At 68.1% G+C, this 18193-nt stretch carries 19 protein-coding genes, 1 tRNA gene and 1 pseudogene; 8 read left to right on the forward strand and 13 right to left on the reverse strand.

Translation table 11 applies throughout. From position 1 onward, the window contains the following. Positions 1 to 128 precede the first annotated feature (128 nt). A complete protein-coding gene (locus IG08_RS0119490) occupies positions 129 to 1481 on the reverse strand; it encodes a DUF445 family protein (protein ID WP_043454761.1) in 1353 nt (450 codons plus the stop codon). A gap of 195 nt (positions 1482 to 1676) precedes the next feature. On the opposite strand from IG08_RS0119490, the gene IG08_RS0119495 reads away from it, so the two are divergent. After that, positions 1677 to 3011, forward strand: a complete 1335-nt coding sequence (locus IG08_RS0119495; RefSeq protein ID WP_030603800.1) for an SGNH/GDSL hydrolase family protein — start codon at positions 1677 to 1679, stop codon at positions 3009 to 3011. A gap of 27 nt (positions 3012 to 3038) precedes the next feature. Here IG08_RS0119495 and IG08_RS0119500 read toward each other — a convergent pair whose 3' ends face one another. From IG08_RS0119500 to IG08_RS0119515, 4 genes are read right to left on the reverse strand one after another with little or no spacing between them, the layout of a single operon-like run. Then, positions 3039 to 3860, reverse strand: coding sequence for a DUF1707 SHOCT-like domain-containing protein (locus tag IG08_RS0119500; protein WP_030603803.1), 822 nt, complete (start codon positions 3858 to 3860; stop codon positions 3039 to 3041). Positions 3861 to 3893: 33 nt separating this feature from the next. Beyond that, positions 3894 to 4865 carry an ABC transporter ATP-binding protein gene (locus IG08_RS0119505; protein ID WP_030603806.1) on the reverse strand — a complete coding sequence of 324 codons (972 nt, stop codon included), beginning with the start codon at positions 4863 to 4865 and terminating at the stop codon, positions 3894 to 3896. A 10-nt stretch (positions 4866 to 4875) separates the two neighbouring features. Next, positions 4876 to 5697, reverse strand: a complete 822-nt coding sequence (locus IG08_RS0119510; protein WP_030603808.1) for an ABC transporter permease — start codon at positions 5695 to 5697, stop codon at positions 4876 to 4878. Next, positions 5690 to 6490, reverse strand: a complete 801-nt coding sequence (locus IG08_RS0119515) for an ABC transporter permease (RefSeq protein WP_030603811.1) — start codon at positions 6488 to 6490, stop codon at positions 5690 to 5692. Before IG08_RS0119515 ends, IG08_RS0119510 begins: the two co-directional genes overlap by 8 nt. A 213-nt stretch (positions 6491 to 6703) precedes the next feature. Here IG08_RS0119515 and IG08_RS0119520 point away from each other — a divergent pair, with 213 nt between their 5' ends. Then, complete coding sequence (locus tag IG08_RS0119520; RefSeq protein ID WP_030603813.1) at positions 6704 to 9124, forward strand: transglycosylase domain-containing protein; 2421 nt, start codon at positions 6704 to 6706, stop codon at positions 9122 to 9124. Positions 9125 to 9128: 4 nt separating this feature from the next. On the opposite strand, the pseudogene IG08_RS0119525 reads toward IG08_RS0119520, so the two are convergent. From IG08_RS0119525 to IG08_RS0119535, 3 genes and pseudogenes are all read right to left on the reverse strand, one after another. Beyond that, positions 9129 to 9386: pseudogene (locus IG08_RS0119525) on the reverse strand (DMT family transporter); the annotation flags it as partial. 66 nt (positions 9387 to 9452) lie between these two features. Further along, positions 9453 to 9803 (reverse strand): GroES family chaperonin, encoded by a 351-nt coding sequence (locus IG08_RS0119530; protein ID WP_030603818.1) that lies wholly within the window; start codon positions 9801 to 9803, stop codon positions 9453 to 9455. Positions 9804 to 9847: 44 nt separating this feature from the next. Beyond that, on the reverse strand, positions 9848 to 10177 hold the full coding sequence (locus IG08_RS0119535; protein ID WP_030603820.1) for a DUF3618 domain-containing protein: 330 nt from the start codon (positions 10175 to 10177) through the stop codon (positions 9848 to 9850). Between the two features lie 95 nt (positions 10178 to 10272). Between IG08_RS0119535 and bcp the strand changes: the two genes are divergently transcribed. Continuing rightward, positions 10273 to 10740, forward strand: a complete 468-nt coding sequence (gene bcp / locus IG08_RS0119540) for a thioredoxin-dependent thiol peroxidase (protein ID WP_030603822.1) — start codon at positions 10273 to 10275, stop codon at positions 10738 to 10740. On the opposite strand, the gene IG08_RS0119545 is transcribed toward bcp, so the two are convergent. Further along, the gene (locus IG08_RS0119545; RefSeq protein WP_030603824.1) at positions 10737 to 11246 is read right to left on the reverse strand and encodes a GNAT family N-acetyltransferase; all 510 of its coding nucleotides are present in this window, start codon (positions 11244 to 11246) and stop codon (positions 10737 to 10739) included. The two genes, bcp and IG08_RS0119545, sit on opposite strands and share 4 nt — an antisense overlap. A gap of 158 nt (positions 11247 to 11404) precedes the next feature. Here IG08_RS0119545 and IG08_RS60165 point away from each other — a divergent pair, with 158 nt between their 5' ends. The 3 genes from IG08_RS60165 (at position 11405) to IG08_RS0119560 (ending at position 13022) form a co-directional block, all read left to right on the forward strand. Beyond that, positions 11405 to 12028: an HNH endonuclease signature motif containing protein gene (locus tag IG08_RS60165; RefSeq protein WP_030603825.1), complete on the forward strand. Its 624-nt coding sequence runs from the start codon at positions 11405 to 11407 to the stop codon at positions 12026 to 12028. A gap of 56 nt (positions 12029 to 12084) precedes the next feature. Continuing rightward, entirely contained in the window at positions 12085 to 12885 is an 801-nt protein-coding gene (locus IG08_RS0119555; protein WP_234342916.1) for an HNH endonuclease signature motif containing protein, read from the forward strand. Between the two features lie 54 nt (positions 12886 to 12939). Further along, positions 12940 to 13022, forward strand: a tRNA-Leu gene (locus tag IG08_RS0119560). Positions 13023 to 13087: 65 nt separating this feature from the next. Here the strand turns inward: IG08_RS0119560 and rdgB are convergent. The 4 genes from rdgB to IG08_RS0119580 form a co-directional block, all read right to left on the reverse strand. Next, a complete protein-coding gene (gene rdgB / locus IG08_RS0119565; RefSeq protein WP_030603829.1) occupies positions 13088 to 13690 on the reverse strand; it encodes an RdgB/HAM1 family non-canonical purine NTP pyrophosphatase in 603 nt (200 codons plus the stop codon). Between the two features lie 33 nt (positions 13691 to 13723). Beyond that, positions 13724 to 14122 (reverse strand): hypothetical protein, encoded by a 399-nt coding sequence (locus tag IG08_RS0119570; RefSeq protein WP_030603831.1) that lies wholly within the window; start codon positions 14120 to 14122, stop codon positions 13724 to 13726. Between the two features lie 144 nt (positions 14123 to 14266). Then, positions 14267 to 15004 carry a ribonuclease PH gene (gene rph / locus IG08_RS0119575; RefSeq protein WP_030603833.1) on the reverse strand — a complete coding sequence of 246 codons (738 nt, stop codon included), beginning with the start codon at positions 15002 to 15004 and terminating at the stop codon, positions 14267 to 14269. 85 nt (positions 15005 to 15089) lie between these two features. After that, positions 15090 to 15323, reverse strand: a complete 234-nt coding sequence (locus IG08_RS0119580) for a PTS sugar transporter subunit IIB (protein ID WP_030603836.1) — start codon at positions 15321 to 15323, stop codon at positions 15090 to 15092. 127 nt (positions 15324 to 15450) lie between these two features. Here IG08_RS0119580 and IG08_RS0119585 point away from each other — a divergent pair, with 127 nt between their 5' ends. Together IG08_RS0119585 and IG08_RS0119590 are read left to right on the forward strand one after the other, a co-directional pair. Then, positions 15451 to 16737: a PTS transporter subunit EIIC gene (locus IG08_RS0119585; RefSeq protein WP_030603838.1), complete on the forward strand. Its 1287-nt coding sequence runs from the start codon at positions 15451 to 15453 to the stop codon at positions 16735 to 16737. A gap of 190 nt (positions 16738 to 16927) precedes the next feature. Continuing rightward, entirely contained in the window at positions 16928 to 18178 is a 1251-nt protein-coding gene (locus IG08_RS0119590) for a PTS transporter subunit EIIC (protein WP_030603840.1), read from the forward strand. The last annotated feature ends 15 nt before the right edge of the window (positions 18179 to 18193 follow it).

Below are 18193 nucleotides of genomic sequence, written 5' to 3' on the forward strand. Positions count from 1 at the left end.
CCGTCCGGCGTTTGAGGACGAGGCCGTTCAGGCCGACAGCGGGGGTCTGGGGGCGGCAGCCCCCAGGGACGGGACGGGTAGGGGCGGCGGGGGCGAAAACCCTCCCCACCCCCCCACCCGCCGCAGGCCTACGCCCCCACCGCCCGCGACACCGTATAGATCACCAGCCCCGCCAACGACCCCACCACCGTGCCGTTGATCCGAATGAACTGCAGGTCACGCCCGATGTTCGCCTCGATCTTCTTCGTCGTGTGCTCGGCATCCCACCCGGCCACGGTGTCCGTGATCAGAGAGGTGATCTCCCGCCGATAGGTGGTCACGACGTACACAGCCGCCCCCTCCACCCACCCGTCGACCTTGGCCTGCAGCCGCGGCTCCACCGCCATCCGCGCCCCCAGCGACAGCAACGAGGCCCGCACCCGCAACCGCAGCTCACTGCGCTCGTCCTCGGCGGCGGAGACGATCATCGACCGTACGGCGGTCCAGGCGGACGCGATCAGATCCTGGACCTCACCCCGCCCCAGCACCTCCCCCTTCAGCCGCTCGACACGCGCACGCGTATCCGTGTCGGACTGCAGGTCGGAGGCGAAGTCCCCGAGAAACCGATCAAGAGCACCCCGCGCCGGATGAGACGGCATGTCCCGCATCTCGGTCACAAACCGCAGCAGCTCCCGGTAGACCCGCTCACCGACCTTCTTGTCGACGAACCGCGGCGTCCACCCGGGCGCCCCACCCTGCACGGCATCCATGACCTGCTCGTCATGGAGCACAAGCCAGTCATGCGCCCGCGCGACGACAAGATCGACGACCCGCCTGTGCCCACCATCGGCGACGATCTTCTCCAGCATCTTCCCGATACCGGGCGCGATCTCCTGCGCATCGGCCCGCCGGGTGATCGCCTCCCCCACCACGGCCTGGACGTCGGAGTCCCGGAGCACGGTCAGCGCACCCCGCAGCGCGGCCGACAGCTCCGCCGTCACCCGGTCCGCGTGATCCGGCTCGGCCAGCCACGCCCCCAGCCGGCTCCCGATCCCCACGGCCCGCAGCCGCTGCCGTACGACATCCTCCGAAAGGAAGTTCTCGCCCACGAACTCCCCCAACGACACTCCCAGTTGGTCCTTCTTCGTCGGGATGATCGCGGTGTGCGGGATGGGCAGCCCGAGCGGACGGCGGAAGAGCGCGGTGACCGCGAACCAGTCGGCGAGCGCACCGACCATGCCGGCCTCGGCGGCCGCGGCCACATAACCGGCCCAGGCACCGGCGCCCTCGTTCGTCGCCCACTTGGCGAGGACGTACACCACCGCCACGAAGAGCAGCAGCCCGGCCGCCGTGAGCTTCATGCGCCGGACCCCGCGCTGCTTCTCCTCGTCCGCCGCGCTGAAGGTGTTCATGGCGCGCACGACACGATTGGCGGCGTCGGTCGGCCGGGCATGCTCTTCTACGTCGGTTGGCCCTTTTTCCTCAGGTTTCGAACGTTCCATCCACTCCACCCGTTCGGTGATCCCTCACACATTGTCCCTTCCTGACCGACTCCCGGAACGGAACAAGAGTTCCCGGCGTCTGTCCGGTCGGGGGAATGCGGCGGAGTCCCGTCCGTTTCCCCCAGGCTCATGCCTCATCATGAGCTCATCAGATCGGAGCCTCGGGCTCCCATCGCCCGAGGAGAACAACACCGCATGACCCGGCGTCATGGTTACGCCCTGCTCGCCGCGATCGTCGCCGTGATCGTGGCCCTGTCCACCGCCATCTACGTCGGGGTGGCAGCCGACGCCGGTACGCAGGACCGGACCACGCTCTCCGGCGGCGCCCCACCGCACAACTCCGCCGCCCCCGTCTCCACCGACGTCTGGGTCGGCGCCTGGTCCGCCTCCCCGGTCGGCGCCGAGCCCGACACCGAGACCGAGGGCCTCGTCGGCCGCTCGGTGCGCAACGTCGTGCACGCGAGCATCGGCGGTACGAGTGCCCGCATCACGCTGTCCAACCTCTACGGCCAGTCCGCGCTGACGATCACCCACGCCTCGATCGCCCTCGCCGCCGGCTCCGAGACCGCCGCCGCGGCCACCGAGACCATGCGGCGGCTCACCTTCGGCGGCAACACCACGGTCGTCATCGCGGCCGGGGACCAGGTGCTGAGCGACGCCGTCGCGCTGACCGTCCCGGCCGACAGCGACGTCCTGGTCACCACCTACTCCCCCACCGAGTCGGGCCCGGTCACCTACCACCCGACGGCCCGCCAGACCTCGTACCTCGCCCAGGGCGACCTCACCGAGGACGTGACCGGGACCGCGTACACCGAGCAGGTCGACCACTGGCGCTACCTCACCGCCCTGGACGTGCTCAGCGACGAGGCCGACGGCACCGTCGTCGCCTTCGGCGACTCGCTCACCGACGGCAAGAACTCCACCGCGAACGCGAACCGCCGCTGGCCCGACTACCTGAACCGGCGGCTGCGCACGGCGATCGAGTCCGGCCGGGACCTGCCCCGCTACAGCGTCGTCAACGGGGGAATCGGCGGCAACCAGGTCCTCACCGACGGCCTCGGCCGGCCCGCCGAGAACGAGGCCGGCGTCAGCCGCTTCGCCCGCGACGTCCTCGACCGTCCGAACGTGAAGGTCGTCGTCGTCGACCTCGGCGTCAACGACATCCTGCGCAACCGGAACCTCGCCGACCCCGAAAAGATCCTCGACGGCCTGCGCGACCTGGTCCACCAGGCCCACGCCCGCGGCATCAAGGTCGTCGGCGCGACCCTCATGCCCTTCGGCGGACACAACGGCTGGTCCGAGGCCCGCGAAGGCGTACGGCAGACGATCAACGAACAGATCCGGGCGGGCACGGTCTACGACGCCGTCGCCGACTTCGACAAGGCGGTACGCGACCCCTACGACCCGCGCAGGATGCGCTCGGCCTACGACTCCGGCGACCACCTCCACCCGAGCGACCGGGGCTACGAGCGGATGGCGGAGGTCTTCGACCTGGAGAACCTGGAGGGGTCGGCCGCGGCACGGCTCTAGGCCTTGTGGGGCCCTGCGGGACCGGCCTCAGAAGTCGCCGTTGCGGCGCCGGTGCCGCTCCTCCCGGCGCTCCCGCTGCCGCTCCCGGCGCTCCTCGCGCCGTTCCCCCATCAGGTCGTGGTGCTCCTCGAGCATCCTGCGGTGGACGTCGTGGACGTCGTCGCGGTCCGACTCCTGCAGCTCGCGGAGGGAGGCCTTGCGCTCCAGCTTCTCCTGGCGCCGCTCCTCCCTCAGCTTCTGCCGCTCCGCCCGGGTCAGCTTCCGCTCGACCCCGACCCCGCCCCAGAAGGCGAACCCGGTCACCACCACGCGCGGCGCCCCGGGGTCGCCCGGCACGCCCTCCTCGCGGTGGTCGAAGGCGCCCATGATGCCGATGCCGCGCACGACGACCTCGACGCCGGGCGGCACGGTCACCTGCATCCCGCCCATGATCACCATGCAGTTGATCTCGACCTCGCGGTCCGCGAAGTTCGCCTCGCGCAGATCGATCTCGCCGCCGCCCCAGAAGGTGAAGCAGTTGAACCGCTTCGGCACCGTCCAGCGGCCCTTGCGCTGGAAGCCCGACATGATGGCGACGGCCCACGACGACGAACCCTCGCCGCCGGTGATCCGGCCCGCCCAACCCCCGCTCGGCGCAGGCCCCTTGACCATGTTCACGGTCGGAGCGGTCGGCAGGTCCCGGGTGATCGGCGTCAGTTCGCCGTACGTCCGCGCCTTGTAGGTCGCGTCCAGCCGCTCCTCGAACTCCTCCATGTCGAGACGGCCCTCCGCGAGGGCGTCCCGCAGGACCTCGGCGACACGTTCACGATCGGCATCGGAGGCGCGGAGCTCCGGGACATCGTCGGTCATGCACAGCAGCCTACGAGTTCCCGGCACGGCAGGCTATGAGACCGCTTTCTCGGATTGCTCCGCATACATCTTGGCGATCACGGCCTCGATGTCGGGCTCCCGCACCGACAGATCCACCATCGGATACGCCGCCGCGACCCGCGCCACCAGCGCCGCCGCCGACTCCGACGCCGGGAAGGCCAGCCACTGCCGCGGCCCCTCCACCTTCACCACCCGGGCCCCCGGCGCCTCGATCGGCGGGAGCTCCCGCTCCAGGTCCACCACCAGCGTCCGCTCGCTCTCCCCGATCTCGTGCAGACCGGCGAGCGGACCGTCGTACATGAGCCGCCCGTGGTCGATGACCATCACGCGCTTGCACAACTGCTCGATGTCCTGCAGGTCGTGGGTGGTCAGCAGCACCGTGGTGCCGCGCTCGGTGTTCAACTCCCGCAGGAATCCACGGACCTTGGCCTTGGAGATGACGTCGAGCCCGATCGTCGGCTCGTCGAGGTACAGCACCTCGGGGTCGTGCAGCAGGGCCGCCGCGATGTCGCCGCGCATCCGCTGCCCGAGGGAGAGCTGACGCACGGGCACGTCCAACAGGTCGCCCAGTTCCAGGAGTTCGACGCAGCGGTCGAGGTTCTCGCGGTAACGCTCGTCGGGGATCCGGTACATGCGGTGCATCAGCTTGTACGAGTCGATCAGCGGCAGGTCCCACCACAGCGTCGTCCGCTGCCCGAACACCACTCCGATACGGCGGGCCAGCCGCGTCCGCTCCCGGGACGGGTCGATGCCCGCGACCCGCAGCCGGCCGCCGCTCGGCGTCAGAATGCCGGTGAGCATCTTGATCGTCGTCGACTTGCCGGCGCCGTTCGGGCCGATGTAGCCGACCATCTCGCCGCGCGCCACGCTGAAGGAGATCGAGTCGACCGCCCGCACCTGCCGCCGCTCCCGCTTCAGGAAGCCCGTCTTCTTGCGCACGTCGAAGACCTTCTCGACACGGTCGAGTTCAATGAATGCGTCCATCGCCTGCCCTCTAGTTCCCCGTGCTCCGATACGCCCTGAGCCCCGACCGCCACGCCAGACCCGCCAGCGCACAGCACGCCACCGCCACCGGCGGCGACGCGAAGGCCGCCCACTCGGGCAGCGCGATCGGGTACGGCCGCCCCAACACGTAGGAAGCGGGGACCCAGTTGACGAAGGCGAGCGGCAGCATGAAGGTCGCGCCGCGCACCAGCTCCTTCCCGAACACGCTCGGCGGATACTGCAACAGCGTGGTCCCGCCGTACGTGAACGCGTTCTGCACCTCGGCGGCATCCTGCACGAGGATCTGGAAGGCCGCGCCCGCCACGAACACCGCACAGAAGATCGCCGCGCCGCTGACCAGCATCACCGGCACCAGCAGCACCTTCGCCGCACTCCAGTCGACGTCGACCGCCGCCAGCGACCAGCCCAGCACCAGCGCGCCCTGGGTGATCCGCCCGAGGCGGCGCAGCGCGAAGTGGTCCGCGCCGACCTGTGCGAGCACCGGCACCGGACGCACGAGCAGCGTGTCGAACGAACCGTCCCGGATCCGGGCTCCCATGACATCCATCGAGCCGAGCACCAGGTCGGCGATCCCGAACGCCGTCGCCGACAGCCCGTACAGAAGGGCGACCTCGGCCAGCGACCAACCGCCCAGCGAGTCGACCTGCGAGAACATCAGCAGGATCCCCACGAAGTCCAGGCCGGTCATCGTCCCGTTGCCGAGCATCGTGATCACGAAGGAGGTGCGGTAGGTCATGCTCGACCGCACCCACATCCCGGCGATCAGCCCATAGGCCCGCAGCCCCTCGGCAAACGCACTCCGCTCACCCACCCTGCACCACCACCCGCCGCGTCGCCGCCGACTGCAGGAGCCGCCCCGCCGCCAGCAGCACCACCGCCCACACCGCCTGGAAGGCGAACGCCCCCGGCACGCCGGTCTCCCCCATCAGCACGTCCGCCGGCATCTGCAGCAGCGCCGCCCACGGCAGCACCTGCACGATGTCGCCGAGCGCGCCCGGGAAGGCGTTCAGCGGCAGCACTATGCCCGAGAAGAAGACTCCCGTGATCATCAGGGCCTGCGAGATGCCCATGCCGTCCATGAGCCAGAACGCGCTCAGGGCCGCCAGATAGCGGATCGCGAAACTGACCACCGCTGCCAGCAGCAGCGTGACCAGGAAGGCCGCCCAGGTGGTGACCTCCGTCGGCAGCGCCATCGGGAAGAACACCGCGCCGAACAGGAACGGGATCACACCCCGCCCCACCATCTGGAACAGCGACCGCCCCATGTCGCTTGCCAGCCACCACAGTTGGAGATCGGCCGGCCGGTACAGGTCGACGGCGATCTCACCGGTGCGGATGCGGTCCATCAGGTCCTTCTCCGCGCCGCCGCCCTGAATGGCCAGCGTCGCATAAAGACACTGCCCCAACCACACATAGGTGACGGCCTGCGCCTGGTCGTACCCCCCGAGATGCGGCTTCTCGTCCCACAGCGCCAGATAGGTGTAGACGAGGATCACTCCGAAGACGGTGTTGGTGAACACCCCCGCCGCCGTGGCCGCCCGATACGTCGCGTACCGCCGGAACCCGCCTACCGCGACGGCGACGTACAACCGCCATGAACCCACACCCGCAGCCCTCCTCGGCCCGCAGCAGCCCTTCAGACACCGAAGCGCAGGAGCCTAGTCCGCCGGTGGTGACGCACGCCACGCATTTTTCGGACCGGACGCGTGCCGTGATCCGGAACGGAACGCATGGTGCGAGAGTCTTCAAGAGGGGACGCAGAAGGCGTACGAGGGCGTACGGGAACGTACGACGCGAAACAGGAGTCCGTGCACCACATGAACGACGAGCCGCAGCCGCAGTCGCCTCAGCCGAACCAGGGCTGGGCACCGAGAGAACCACAGGCGGCTGAGGCGCCCGGCGGCAAGAAGGCGAAGGGCAAGCGCAAGCGCACCGGCTGGCGCCGGATCATCCCGACCTGGCGCATGGTGCTCGGCACCTTCGTCATCGGCGTGATGCTCCTGGTCGGCCTGTTCTTCCTCGGCTACTCCCTGGTCAAGATCCCGCCCGCCAACGCCCTCGCCACCAAGCAGAGCAACGTCTACCTCTACGCCGACGGCTCCCAGATCGCCCGCGACGGCGAGGTCAACCGCGAGAACGTCTCCCTCGCCCTGGTCTCCAAGGACGCCCAGCACGCCGTACTGGCCGCCGAGGACCGCGACTTCTACTCCGAGTCCGCGATCGACCCCAAGGCGATGCTCCGCGCCGGCTGGAACACCGCCACCGGCAAGGGCAAGCAGTCCGGCTCCACGATCACCCAGCAGTACGTGAAGAACTACTACCTGGCCCAGGAACAGACCGTCACCCGCAAGGTGAAGGAGTTCTTCATCTCGATCAAGCTGGACCGCACCGAGACCAAGGACCAGATCCTCGAGGGCTACCTCAACACCAGCTACTTCGGCCGCAACGCCTACGGCATCCAGGCCGCCGCCCAGGCCTACTACGGCAAGGACGCCGTCGACCTCGACCCGGCCCGCGGCGCCTACCTCGCCGCCCTGCTCAACGCGCCCAGCGAGTACGACGTCGTGGCCCACCCCGAGAACAAGGCCGCGGCCGTGGCCCGCTGGAACTACGTCCTCGACGGCATGGTCACGAAGGGCTGGCTCAGCCAGTCCGAACGCACCGGCCTGAAGTTCCCGATGCCCAAGGAGGCCACCGTCTCCACCGGCATGTCCGGGCAGCGCGGCTACATCGTCACCGCCATCAACGACTACCTGCGCGACAACAAGATCCTCACCTCGGACCAGCTCGACGCCGGCGGCTACCGCATCACCACCACCCTGCAGAAGAGCAAGCAGGACGCCTTCGTCGACGCCGTCAACGACCAGCTGATGGACAAGCTCGACAAGAAGAACCGCAAGGTCGACACCTACGTCCGCGCGGGCGGCGCCGCCGTCGACCCCAAGACCGGCAAGGTCCTCGCGATGTACGGCGGCATCGACTACGTGAAGCAGTACACGAACAACGCCACCCGCGGCGACTTCCAGGTCGGCTCCACCTTCAAGCCCTTCGTCTTCGCCTCCGCCGTCCAGAACCACTCCGAGACCCAGGACAACGAGGTCATCACCCCCAACACCTACTACGACGGCACCAACAAACGGCCCGTCCAGGGCTGGAACGGCGGCTACTACGCCCCCGCCAACGAGGACGACGTCTCCTACGGCGACGTCACCGTGCGCACCGCCACCGACAAGTCCGTCAACTCGGTGTACGCGCAGATGGCCGTCGACGTCGGCCCCGACAAGGTCCTGCAGACCGCGACCGACCTCGGCATCCCCTCCGACACCCCCGACCTGAACGCGAACCCGTCCATCGCACTCGGGGTGAACACCGCCAGCGTCCTCGACATGGCGGAGGCCTACGCCACCCTCGCCAACCACGGCCGGCACGGCGGCTACACGATGATCGACAAGATCGCCAAGGACGGCTCGGAGACGGTCGAACTGCCCCAGCAGAAGACCACCCAGGCCGTCAGCCGCGAGGCCGCCGACACCACCACCTCGATCCTGCAGAGCGTCGTCGAGAACGGCACCGCCACCGCCGCCCAGGCCGCCGGCCGCCCCGCCGCCGGCAAGACCGGCACCGCCGAGAAGGACACCGCCGCCTGGTTCGCCGGCTACACCCCCGACCTCGCGACCGTCGTCTCCGTCATGGGCCAGGACCCGACGACGGCCGAGCACATGTCGCTCTACAACGTGATGGGCCTGCCCCGCATCAACGGCGGCGGCGCCCCGACCGAGATCTGGGCCCAGTTCACCAAGGAAGCCCTCAAGGACGAACCGGCCTCCGACTTCGACCTCCAGCTCCAGGCCGGCGCCGAGCAGACCGCGCCCGCCATCCCCGAGGCCCCGACCGACCCGACCACGGGCGGCCAGGACAACGGCGGCGTGACGGGCGGCGACACCACCGGCGGCCAGGACACCGAGGGCCAGACCGGCGGTGACACCACCACGACGGGCGGCACGACGACCGACGGCGGCACGACCACCACCGGCGGCACCACGGGCGACACGACGGACGGCGGCACGACGACCGACGGGGGCACGACCACAGACGGCGGCACCACCGGCGACACGACCGACGGCGGCACAACCACCGACGGCGGGACGACGACAGGCGGCAGCACCGGGGACACCGGCGGCACGACAGGCGGCACGACCGTGGGCGGAGGCCCGGTGAGCACAGCCAGAAGAGACTGACTGCTCAGTGACCGGAGGTCGCCTTCAGCCCCACCACGGCGACCAGCAGCAGACACACGAAGAAGATCCGGGCGGCGGTGGCGGGCTCCCCCAGCACCACCATCCCCAGCACCGCCGCCCCCGCCGCCCCGATCCCGACCCACACGCCATAGGCGGTACCGATGGGAAGGGACTTGGCCGCATACGACAGCAGCAGCATGCTGGCGACGATGCCCGCACCGGTGAGCAGGCCGGGGACCAGCCGGGTGAAACCGTCGGTGTACGGGGGTCTGGGGGTGTCCCCCAGATGGGCCGGTGACGATGGTCACCGGCCCCTGAAGCCGTTGTTCTACAGGTACAGGCCGGTCGAGTCCTCGGACCCCTCGAACCGGTCCGCCGCCACGGCGTGCAGATCACGCTCGCGCATGAGCACGTAGGCGACGCCGCGCACCTCGACCTCGGCACGGTCCTCCGGGTCGTACAGCACCCGGTCGCCCGGCTCGACGGCCCGCACGTTCTGGCCCACGGCGACGACATCGGCCCAGGCCAGCCGACGGCCCACCGCCGCGGTGGCCGGAATCAGGATGCCGCCGCCCGAACGCCGCTCGCCCTCACCGACGTCCTGCCGCACGAGCACTCGGTCGTGCAGCATCCGGATGGGCAGCTTGTCGTGCGGGGTGTCGATTCTCTTGGCGCTCACGCCCCTGAACCTACCTGTCTCAGACGCCTGTGGAGGCGGCCGGGTCAGCCCTTACGACGCCGGGCACCCAGGGCGAGCAGCCCCACGAGTCCGACGGCGACGAGGGCGACGGGGATGACGCGCTCCAGCCGGGGAGCGCCGTCCTCGTCCACGAACTGGGCCTTGACGTCGGTGACGGCCTTGTTGACCCCGACGTACGCCCGCCCGAGCGTGTGATCGATATTGGACACAACCTTGGCCTTGGCGTCCCCGACGATCGTCTTCGGATGCACCCGCACCCCGATCTCGTCGAGCGTCTCGGCCAGCACTTCACGGCGACGCTTGATGTCCGCCTCGATCTGCGCCGGGGTTCTGGTGTCCGACGTGTCCGCCACCGTGGGGCCTCCGAGGTGTCTGCAGTTGCTGTTCCGGACAGTCTGTCAGCTCCGGGCCCGGCCGCACTGTCAGGACCCCCGGTTAGGCTGGCCCGATGAGCGAGCGACTCCAGCCCGGGGACGTAGCCCCCGCCTTCACCCTCCCCGACGCCGACGGCAACGACGTCTCCCTGTCGGACCACAAGGGCCGCAAGGTCATCGTCTACTTCTACCCCGCGGCCCTCACCCCCGGCTGCACCAAGCAGGCCTGCGACTTCACGGACAACCTGGAGGTGCTGGCCGGCGCGGGATACGACGTCATCGGCATCTCCCCGGACAAGCCGGAGAAACTGGCGAAGTTCCGCGACAAGGAGTCCCTGAAGGTCACCCTCCTCGCCGACCCCGACAAGACGGTCACCGAGGCCTACGCCGCCTTCGGCGAGAAGAAGAACTACGGCAAGACCTACATGGGCGTCATCCGCTCCACGGTGATCGTGGACGAGGAGGGCAAGGTCGAACGAGCCCTGTACAACGTCCGCGCGACCGGCCACGTGGCGAAGATCATCAAGGACCTGGGCATCTAACCCGGGTATCCGAACGACACCCAGACATCAGGAGCCAGGTCGGGCCGCTGCGGCACCGACCTGCGCTCCTCGGTCCAGGCGCCGGGGGCCAGCGCCTCGGCGACGCGCCGCCAGAACTGGACGGCGCCGATGTTGTCGTCCTGAAAGGCGACGGTCCACTGCCCCGGATGCCGCGCGACGACGTCCTGTACGGCACGCATCCCTGTGCCGGTCCGCCGAGCCCCTCTCACCACAAAGAAGCTGTTGAGCACCCGGGTAGGCACACTGAGCCCCCGCACAAAGGCAAACCCGACGGGATGCCCGCCACGGCTGATGAGATACGGCGCCCAGTCGACATCCCCGGAGAAGGCCGCCTCCAGCCGCTCACTGCGGAACGTGCCGTCGGGGTTGGGTAGTTGCCCACCGAACCCGGACAGGTCATGCCGGAACATGAGCCAGAGGCGTTCGACAGTGGGGCGGTCGGCAGGGGTGGCTGGGCGAACGGTCAAGTCCAGGTCTGAGGTCATGAAAAAAGCCTCCCGAGCGGACAAGAGTCCACGCCCGGAAGGCCTCACTGGTGATCTGCAGAATATCAGCCCCTTTACATCTCGAGCGCGACTGTCCGATTAGCGGTTCGCTACTCCGTACGAGGTCACGAACGTGTGGCCGGGAGCGGAGGGGAACGATGGGGGTCAGGTACACCCGCGAGCTGCTCGAAGAGGCGGCGCGAGTGACGGCGAACTGGGATGACGCCGTGCGGTGGTGCGGAGGCACGCCTACGCCTGGCAGCAGACGCTATCTGCGCCAGAAGATGGCGGAGGCGGAGGTAGATGTCTCACACTTCCCGGTCCGGTGGGCGCGCCACACCGAGGAGACCCTCCGAAAGATGGTGGCCGTGTCGACCAGCATCAAAGAGGTCGTGCGCCGCCTGGGCATCAGCCCGGTCGGCGGCAATCACACTCACATCAGCCGCCGTATCGCGACGCTGGGAATCGACACGTCCCACTTCGTCGTACGACCGGGAGCGCCCAGAGACTCGCGCTGTGATGTGCTGAGCCTCGGAACACCACAGGCCGGCCGAATCCCGGGAAATCGGCTGCTTCGGCATCTGCTCAGTATCGGAATCCCGGAAACCTGCGCGATGTGCGGCACAGGGCCCAAGTGGAACGACAAACCGCTCCAGTTGGAGGTCGACCACATCAACGGCGGCTGGTGGGACAACCGTCTCAAGAACCTTCGGCTGCTCTGCCCCAACTGCCATGCGGTGACGGACACGTACCGAGGCCGCAGGCGGGGGACGGTTGCGTGAACCATCCGAAGTACACACGCGATCTACTGACTCGATCTACCGCCAAGGCAACGAGCATGGTCGACCTGATGCGCATGCTGGGAACACCGATGGGGACCGGCCCTCGCCGCTATGTCAGTAGGCGGCTGCAGCACTACGGCATCGATACCTCACACTTCCGCGAGGAGCCTTTACCAGAACGCGAGCGACGCAGCTATCCGGAGGGACTCCTCAGGGAAGCGGCCGCTCATTCACACAGCATCAGGGAGATGTTGGAGTACATGGGGCTTCCTCCACGCGACGGCCCGTACAGCCACATCAGAAAGAAGCTGGACAAGTTCGGGATCGACACCTCGCACTTCACCAGCGGACGCAGATATGGCCCCGGCCTTCTCCCCCGCACCGAACTGGCGGCAGCGGTCGAGGCCGCCACGAGCGTGGCCGGAGTCCTCGCTGCCCTTGGCCGAAGCAACAGCGGCACAGCTCGGGCGCTCGTGAAACGCAGCATCGAAGCCCACGATCTGTCGACCGTCCACTTCACAGGGCAGGGGCACTTTCGAGGCACCCGTTCCCCGAACCGCAAGTCAGCAGCCGAGATCTTGGTACGACTCGCTCCCGGATGCCTCCGCACCAAGACGATCCTGCTCAGGCGGGCACTTGACGATCTCGGCGTACCGCATGTCTGTGATGAGTGTGGCATCGGAGACACCTGGCAGGGCAGACGCCTCGTTCTGGAGATTGACCACATCAATGGCGACCGTCTGGACAACCGCCGGGAGAACCTGCGGTACCTGTGCCCGTCCTGCCACAGCCAGACGAGCACGTTCTCCAATCGCTCTCGCTGTCTTTCCGCCCCGCCGCAACCGCTCGCCGGATAGCCACAGATCGCCGTACACTTGCAGCCGCCCGTCATGCTCGACGACGGGCGGCTAGCGGCCTTGGCGGAACGGCAGACGCCTCGCGTTTAGGGCGCGATGGGAGCAATCCCGTGAGGGTTCGAATCCCTCAGGCCGCACTCGCCTTCACTTGCAAGGTCCGGCTTGCGATTTTCGCAATCCGGACCTTGCTGGTAAGCACTCCTCAGCCCAACAACTCCCGAACCACCGGCACCAACGCCCGGAACGCCTTCCCCCGGTGACTGATCGCGTTCTTCTCCTCCGCCGTCAGCTCGGCGCACGTCCGTGAGTCGCCGTCGGGCTGGAGGATCGGGTCGTAGCCGAAGCCGTTCGTGCCGACCGGGGCGTGGCGCAACACGCCCTTCAGCTGGCCCTCGACCACCCTCTCCGTGCCGTCCGGTAGCGCCAGTGCCGCCGCGCAGGCGAAGTGGGCGCCGCGGTGTTCGTCCGCGATGTCCGACAGTTGGGCGAGCAGCAGGTCCAGGTTCGCGCGGTCGTCGCCGTGCTTTCCCGCCCAGCGGGCCGAGAAGATGCCCGGGGCACCGTTCAGGACATCGACGCACAAGCCCGAGTCGTCCGCGACCGCGGGCAACCCCGTTGCCTGGGCCAGGGCGTGGGCCTTCAGGAGGGCGTTCTCGGCGAACGTCACTCCCGTTTCCTTGACGTCGGGGATGTCCGGGTACGCGTCCGCGCCGACGAGGTCGTGGGGCAGGCCTGCGTCGGCGAGGATGGCGTGGAGTTCGGTGATTTTGCCGGCGTTGCGGGTGGCGAGGATCAGGCGGGTCATGGGGTTCAGTATCCCCGCCTCGCCGCCCCCGGTTTACGGCGTGCAGACCTTCGTCAGTTCGCCGGCCGCGTCGGTGACCGGGCTGAGGTCCGGCGTCTCGTCGCCGTTCTCCACGGCCGTACGGACGTTGCCGACCGCCGCGTTGAGGTCGTCGACCGCCTTGTTGACGTCGGCGTTGTCGGTCTTGTCGCCGATCTCGTCGAGGTTCTGGTCGATGGAGTCGAGGGACTCGCTGATCTGGGTCGGGTCGTTGGACGCGTTCTCGACGGCCTGCTGGAGGTCGGTGACGCTGTCGGCGACGGCTTCGGCGGTCTGGACGCAGTCCAGTGCCTTGCTGACCGCGTCGCAACCGGTCGTGAGTCCCACCGTCAGTCCTACGGCCGCCAGCACTGCGGCGATGGCGGTACCTCGACGGCGTCGGCTCTCGGCCATGGTGATGGTCCCTCCCTTGTTCAGCCCCAAGGGCCCCCGTGTACTGGCCGGGCGTACAGCGGTGTGCCGTACGCCCGTACCTGTAGTGACGCAGGGGCGGGGCGGCCGGGTTGCCCGTACCGGCCGCCTTTCTTGGTGCGTCCTTTACTTTTCGAGGACCGTATCAAGTGCCTTGCTCTGGAGGACAGCGAGTTCCGTGCAGCCGGAAACCGCCAGGTCGAGCAGGGAGTTGAGCTCGTCGCGGGCGAAGGGCTCGGCCTCGGCGGTGCCCTGGACCTCGACGAAGCGGCCGTCGCCGGTGCAGACGACGTTCATGTCGGTCTCGGCGCGTACGTCTTCCTCGTAGCAGAGGTCGAGCAGCGGGACTCCGCCCACGATGCCGACCGAGACCGCGGACACGGTTCCCGTGAGGGGCTGGCGGCCGGCCTTGATCAGCTTCTTGCCCTGGGCCCAGGTGATCGCGTCCGCGAGCGCCACGTACGCGCCGGTGATCGCTGCCGTGCGCGTGCCGCCGTCGGCCTGGAGCACGTCGCAGTCGAGGACGATCGTGTTCTCGCCGAGTGCCTTGTAGTCGATGACCGCGCGCAGGGAGCGGCCGATCAGGCGGGAGATCTCATGCGTGCGGCCGCCGATCTTGCCGCGGACGGATTCGCGGTCGCCGCGGGTGTTGGTGGCGCGGGGCAGCATGGAGTACTCGGCGGTGACCCAGCCTTCGCCGCTGCCCTTGCGCCAGCGGGGGACGCCTTCGGTGACGGAGGCGGTGCAGAAGACCTTGGTGTCGCCGAAGGAGACGAGGACGGAGCCTTCGGCGTGCTTGCTCCAGCCGCGTTCGATGGTGACCGGGCGGAGTTGTTCGGGGGTGCGGCCGTCGATTCGAGACATGGCGTTGAGCCTAGCCGTACATGTGGAAGGGGCTCCTTCCGCGGTGGAAAGGGGCCCCTTCGGGTGAGCGCGGAGACTCACCGGCTCACATCAGGTCTTCGATCTCCGCGGCGATCGGGTCGGCGTCGGTGCCGATGACGACCTGGATGGCGGTGCCCATCTTCACGACTCCGTGGGCTCCGGCGGCCTTGAGGGCGGCTTCGTCGACCTTGCTGGGGTCGATGACCTCGGTGCGCAGGCGGGTGATGCAGCCTTCGACCTCTTCGATGTTCTCGATGCCGCCGAGCCCGGCGACGATCTTCTCAGCCTTGGTGGCCATGTCGGTCTCCTCATGCACAGTTGGCCCAACTTCGCGAGCGATTGCGCCGTACGTACCGAAAGATGACGTCACAGCTACCCAATCGTCCTTGACTGGTCTACACCACCTGGCAGGCGGTCGCCAACCTATGAGTGCCGACACCGAGATCTCTCCCGCGCGCCGTCGGTGGCAGTCGGCGTTCCAGGGGCTGCAGAAGATGGGCCGCAGTCTGCAGCTGCCGATCGCCGTGCTGCCGGCCGCGGGCATTCTCAACCGGCTCGGTCAGCCGGACGTGTTCGGTGATGACGGTCTGGGCTGGACGAACGTCTCCAAGGTGATGGCGGGCGCGGGTGGTGCGCTGCTCGACGGGTCGTTGGGGCTGCCCCTGTTGTTCTGCATCGGTGTGGCCATCGGTATGGCGAAGAAGGCGGACGGGTCGACGGCGCTCGCGGCGGTCGCCGGTTTCCTCGTCTACTACAACGTGTTGCGCCAGTTCCCGGTGGACTGCGCGGACGGGGAGAAGAAGGTCGCGACGGGGTGTCAGGCGGCCGACGGGACGGTGGCGGCGTTCAGCTATCAGAACCCGGGTGTCTTCGGCGGCATCGTCATCGGGCTGATGGCGGCGTTCTTCTGGGCGCGCTATCACCGCACCAAGCTGGTGGACTGGCTGGGCTTCTTCAACGGCCGTCGGCTGGTGCCGATCATCATGGCGTTCGTGGCCATCGCGTTCGCGGCGCTGTGCCTGTGGGTCTGGCCGCCGATCGGTGACGGTCTGGAGAGTTTCAGCGACTGGCTGAGCGATGCGGGCGCGTGGGGTGCGGGTGTGTTCGGTGTGGCCAACCGGGCGTTGCTGGTGATCGGGTTGCACCAGTTCCTGAACGTGCCCATCTGGTTCCAGTTCGGCAGCTACACCAAGCCGGACGGTTCGATGGTGCACGGTGACATCAACATGTTCCTGGCGGGCGACCCGAACGCGGGCCAGTTCACCTCGGGCTTCTTCCCGATCATGATGTTCGCGCTGCCGGCGGCGGCCCTCGCGATCACGCACTGCGCGAAGCCGGCCCGCCGTAAAGAGGTCGGCGGTCTGATGCTGTCGGTGGCGCTGACGTCGTTCGTCACGGGCATCACGGAACCGATCGAGTACTCGTTCCTGTTCATCGCGCCGCTGCTGTACGTGGTGCACGCGCTGCTGACGGGTGTGTCGATGGCGGTGACGTGGGGGCTCGGAGTACACGACGGGTTCAGCTTCTCGGCGGGTCTGATCGACTACGTCATCAACTGGAATCTGGCGACGAGACCGTGGGCGATCATTCCGATCGGGTTGTGTTTCGCGATCGTCTATTACGTCATCTTCCGCTTCGCGATCATGAAGTTCGATCTGAAGACTCCGGGGCGGGAGCCGGAGGAGGAGATCGAGGACGTCACAAAGGTCTGACGTCACAAGGGAGTTGGGCCCTCGGACCTACCGTCCGGGGGCCCTTTGTCATGCCTGTCGTAGATCGTTCGACCTGCACTGCGGGTAGTGCTCCGGTTGCGGAATTCGCGGGTTCCTTATACGGCCTTCATCGTGCTACAACATGGTCTACACCACTGAGTGGTGTAGACCACCACCCGATGGAGGAAGTATGAGCTCCGCCACCGAAACAACGGCGGCCCCCGCGAAGAAGCGGGGATCCGGCCTGTTCCAGGGCCTGCAGAAGGTCGGCCGCAGCCTGCAGCTCCCGATCGCCGTGCTGCCGGCGGCGGGCCTGCTGCTCCGGTTCGGCCAGCAGGACATCCACGACAAGCTGCACCTGCCCGACAAGGTCACGGCGGTGTTCGCCACGGCCGGTGGCGCGATCTTCGACAACCTGCCGATGCTGTTCTGTATCGGTGTCGCGATCGGTTTCGCCAAGAAGTCGGACGGCTCGACCGCGCTGGCCGCCCTGGTCGGCTTCCTGGTCTACAGCAACGTCCTGAAGGCCTTCCCGGTCACCGAGGCGAAGGTCCAGGCGGGTGCGGACATAGCCGCGACCTACAACAACCCCGGTGTCCTCGGCGGCATCATCATGGGTCTGCTGTCCGCCGTGCTGTGGCAGAAGTTCCACCGCACCAGGCTGGTGGACTGGCTCGGCTTCTTCAACGGCCGCCGCCTCGTCCCGATCATCATGGCCTTCGTCGGCACGCTCATGGGCGTCTTCTTCGGCCTGGTCTGGGAGCCGATCGGTGAGGTCATCTCCGACTTCGGCGAGTGGATGACCGGCCTCGGAGCCTTCGGTGCGGCCCTGTTCGGTCTCATCAACCGTGCGCTGATCCCCATCGGCATGCACCAGTTCGTCAACACCGTCTCGTGGTTCCAGCTCGGCGACTTCAAGGACGCGGCCGGCCAGGTCGTCCACGGCGACCTCAACCGCTTCTTCGCCGGTGACCCGACCGCTGGTCAGTTCATGTCGGGCTTCTTCCCGATCATGATGTTCGGTCTGCCGGCTGCCGCGATCGCGATCGCTCACTCCGCTCGTCCCGAGCGCCGCAAGGCCGTGATGGGCATGATGGTCTCGCTCGCGCTGACCTCGTTCGTGACCGGTGTGACCGAACCGATCGAGTTCTCGTTCATGTTCATCGCCCCGGTGCTGTACGCGATTCACGCTGTCCTCACCGCCGTCTCCATGGCGGTCACCTGGGCGCTGGGCGTCCACGCGGGCTTCACGTTCTCCGCGGGCGCCATCGACTACGGCCTGAACTGGAGTCTGGCGACCAAGCCCTGGCTGATCATCCCGATCGGCCTGGTCTTCGCGGCGATCTACTACGTCGTCTTCCGCTTCGCCATCACCAAGTTCAACCTCCCCACCCCGGGCCGGGAGCCCGAGGAGGAGCTCGAGGACCTCACGAAGGCGTAGGCCCGCACCACGAGG

Source organism: Streptomyces fulvoviolaceus, from assembly GCF_000718165.1.
GTDB lineage: Bacteria > Actinomycetota > Actinomycetes > Streptomycetales > Streptomycetaceae > Streptomyces > Streptomyces fulvoviolaceus.

Excerpts from the sequence above, each read along its gene's own strand:
- IG08_RS0119590 (WP_030603840.1), top strand. The coding sequence starts at position 16,928 with ATGAGCTCCGCCACCGAAACAACGGCGGCCCCCGCGAAGAAGCGGGGA.
- IG08_RS0119520 (WP_030603813.1), top strand. The coding sequence starts at position 6,704 with ATGAACGACGAGCCGCAGCCGCAGTCGCCTCAGCCGAACCAGGGCTGG.
- IG08_RS0119495 (WP_030603800.1), top strand. The coding sequence starts at position 1,677 with ATGACCCGGCGTCATGGTTACGCCCTGCTCGCCGCGATCGTCGCCGTG.
- IG08_RS60165 (WP_030603825.1), top strand. The coding sequence starts at position 11,405 with ATGGGGGTCAGGTACACCCGCGAGCTGCTCGAAGAGGCGGCGCGAGTG.
- IG08_RS0119545 (WP_030603824.1), bottom strand. The coding sequence starts at position 11,246 with ATGACCTCAGACCTGGACTTGACCGTTCGCCCAGCCACCCCTGCCGAC.
- IG08_RS0119555 (WP_234342916.1), top strand. The coding sequence starts at position 12,085 with ATGGTCGACCTGATGCGCATGCTGGGAACACCGATGGGGACCGGCCCT.
- IG08_RS0119570 (WP_030603831.1), bottom strand. The coding sequence starts at position 14,122 with ATGGCCGAGAGCCGACGCCGTCGAGGTACCGCCATCGCCGCAGTGCTG.
- IG08_RS0119500 (WP_030603803.1), bottom strand. The coding sequence starts at position 3,860 with ATGACCGACGATGTCCCGGAGCTCCGCGCCTCCGATGCCGATCGTGAA.
- IG08_RS0119490 (WP_043454761.1), bottom strand. The coding sequence starts at position 1,481 with ATGGAACGTTCGAAACCTGAGGAAAAAGGGCCAACCGACGTAGAAGAG.
- IG08_RS0119580 (WP_030603836.1), bottom strand. The coding sequence starts at position 15,323 with ATGGCCACCAAGGCTGAGAAGATCGTCGCCGGGCTCGGCGGCATCGAG.
- rph (WP_030603833.1), bottom strand. The coding sequence starts at position 15,004 with ATGTCTCGAATCGACGGCCGCACCCCCGAACAACTCCGCCCGGTCACC.
- IG08_RS0119585 (WP_030603838.1), top strand. The coding sequence starts at position 15,451 with ATGAGTGCCGACACCGAGATCTCTCCCGCGCGCCGTCGGTGGCAGTCG.
- IG08_RS0119505 (WP_030603806.1), bottom strand. The coding sequence starts at position 4,865 with ATGGACGCATTCATTGAACTCGACCGTGTCGAGAAGGTCTTCGACGTG.
- bcp (WP_030603822.1), top strand. The coding sequence starts at position 10,273 with ATGAGCGAGCGACTCCAGCCCGGGGACGTAGCCCCCGCCTTCACCCTC.
- rdgB (WP_030603829.1), bottom strand. The coding sequence starts at position 13,690 with ATGACCCGCCTGATCCTCGCCACCCGCAACGCCGGCAAAATCACCGAA.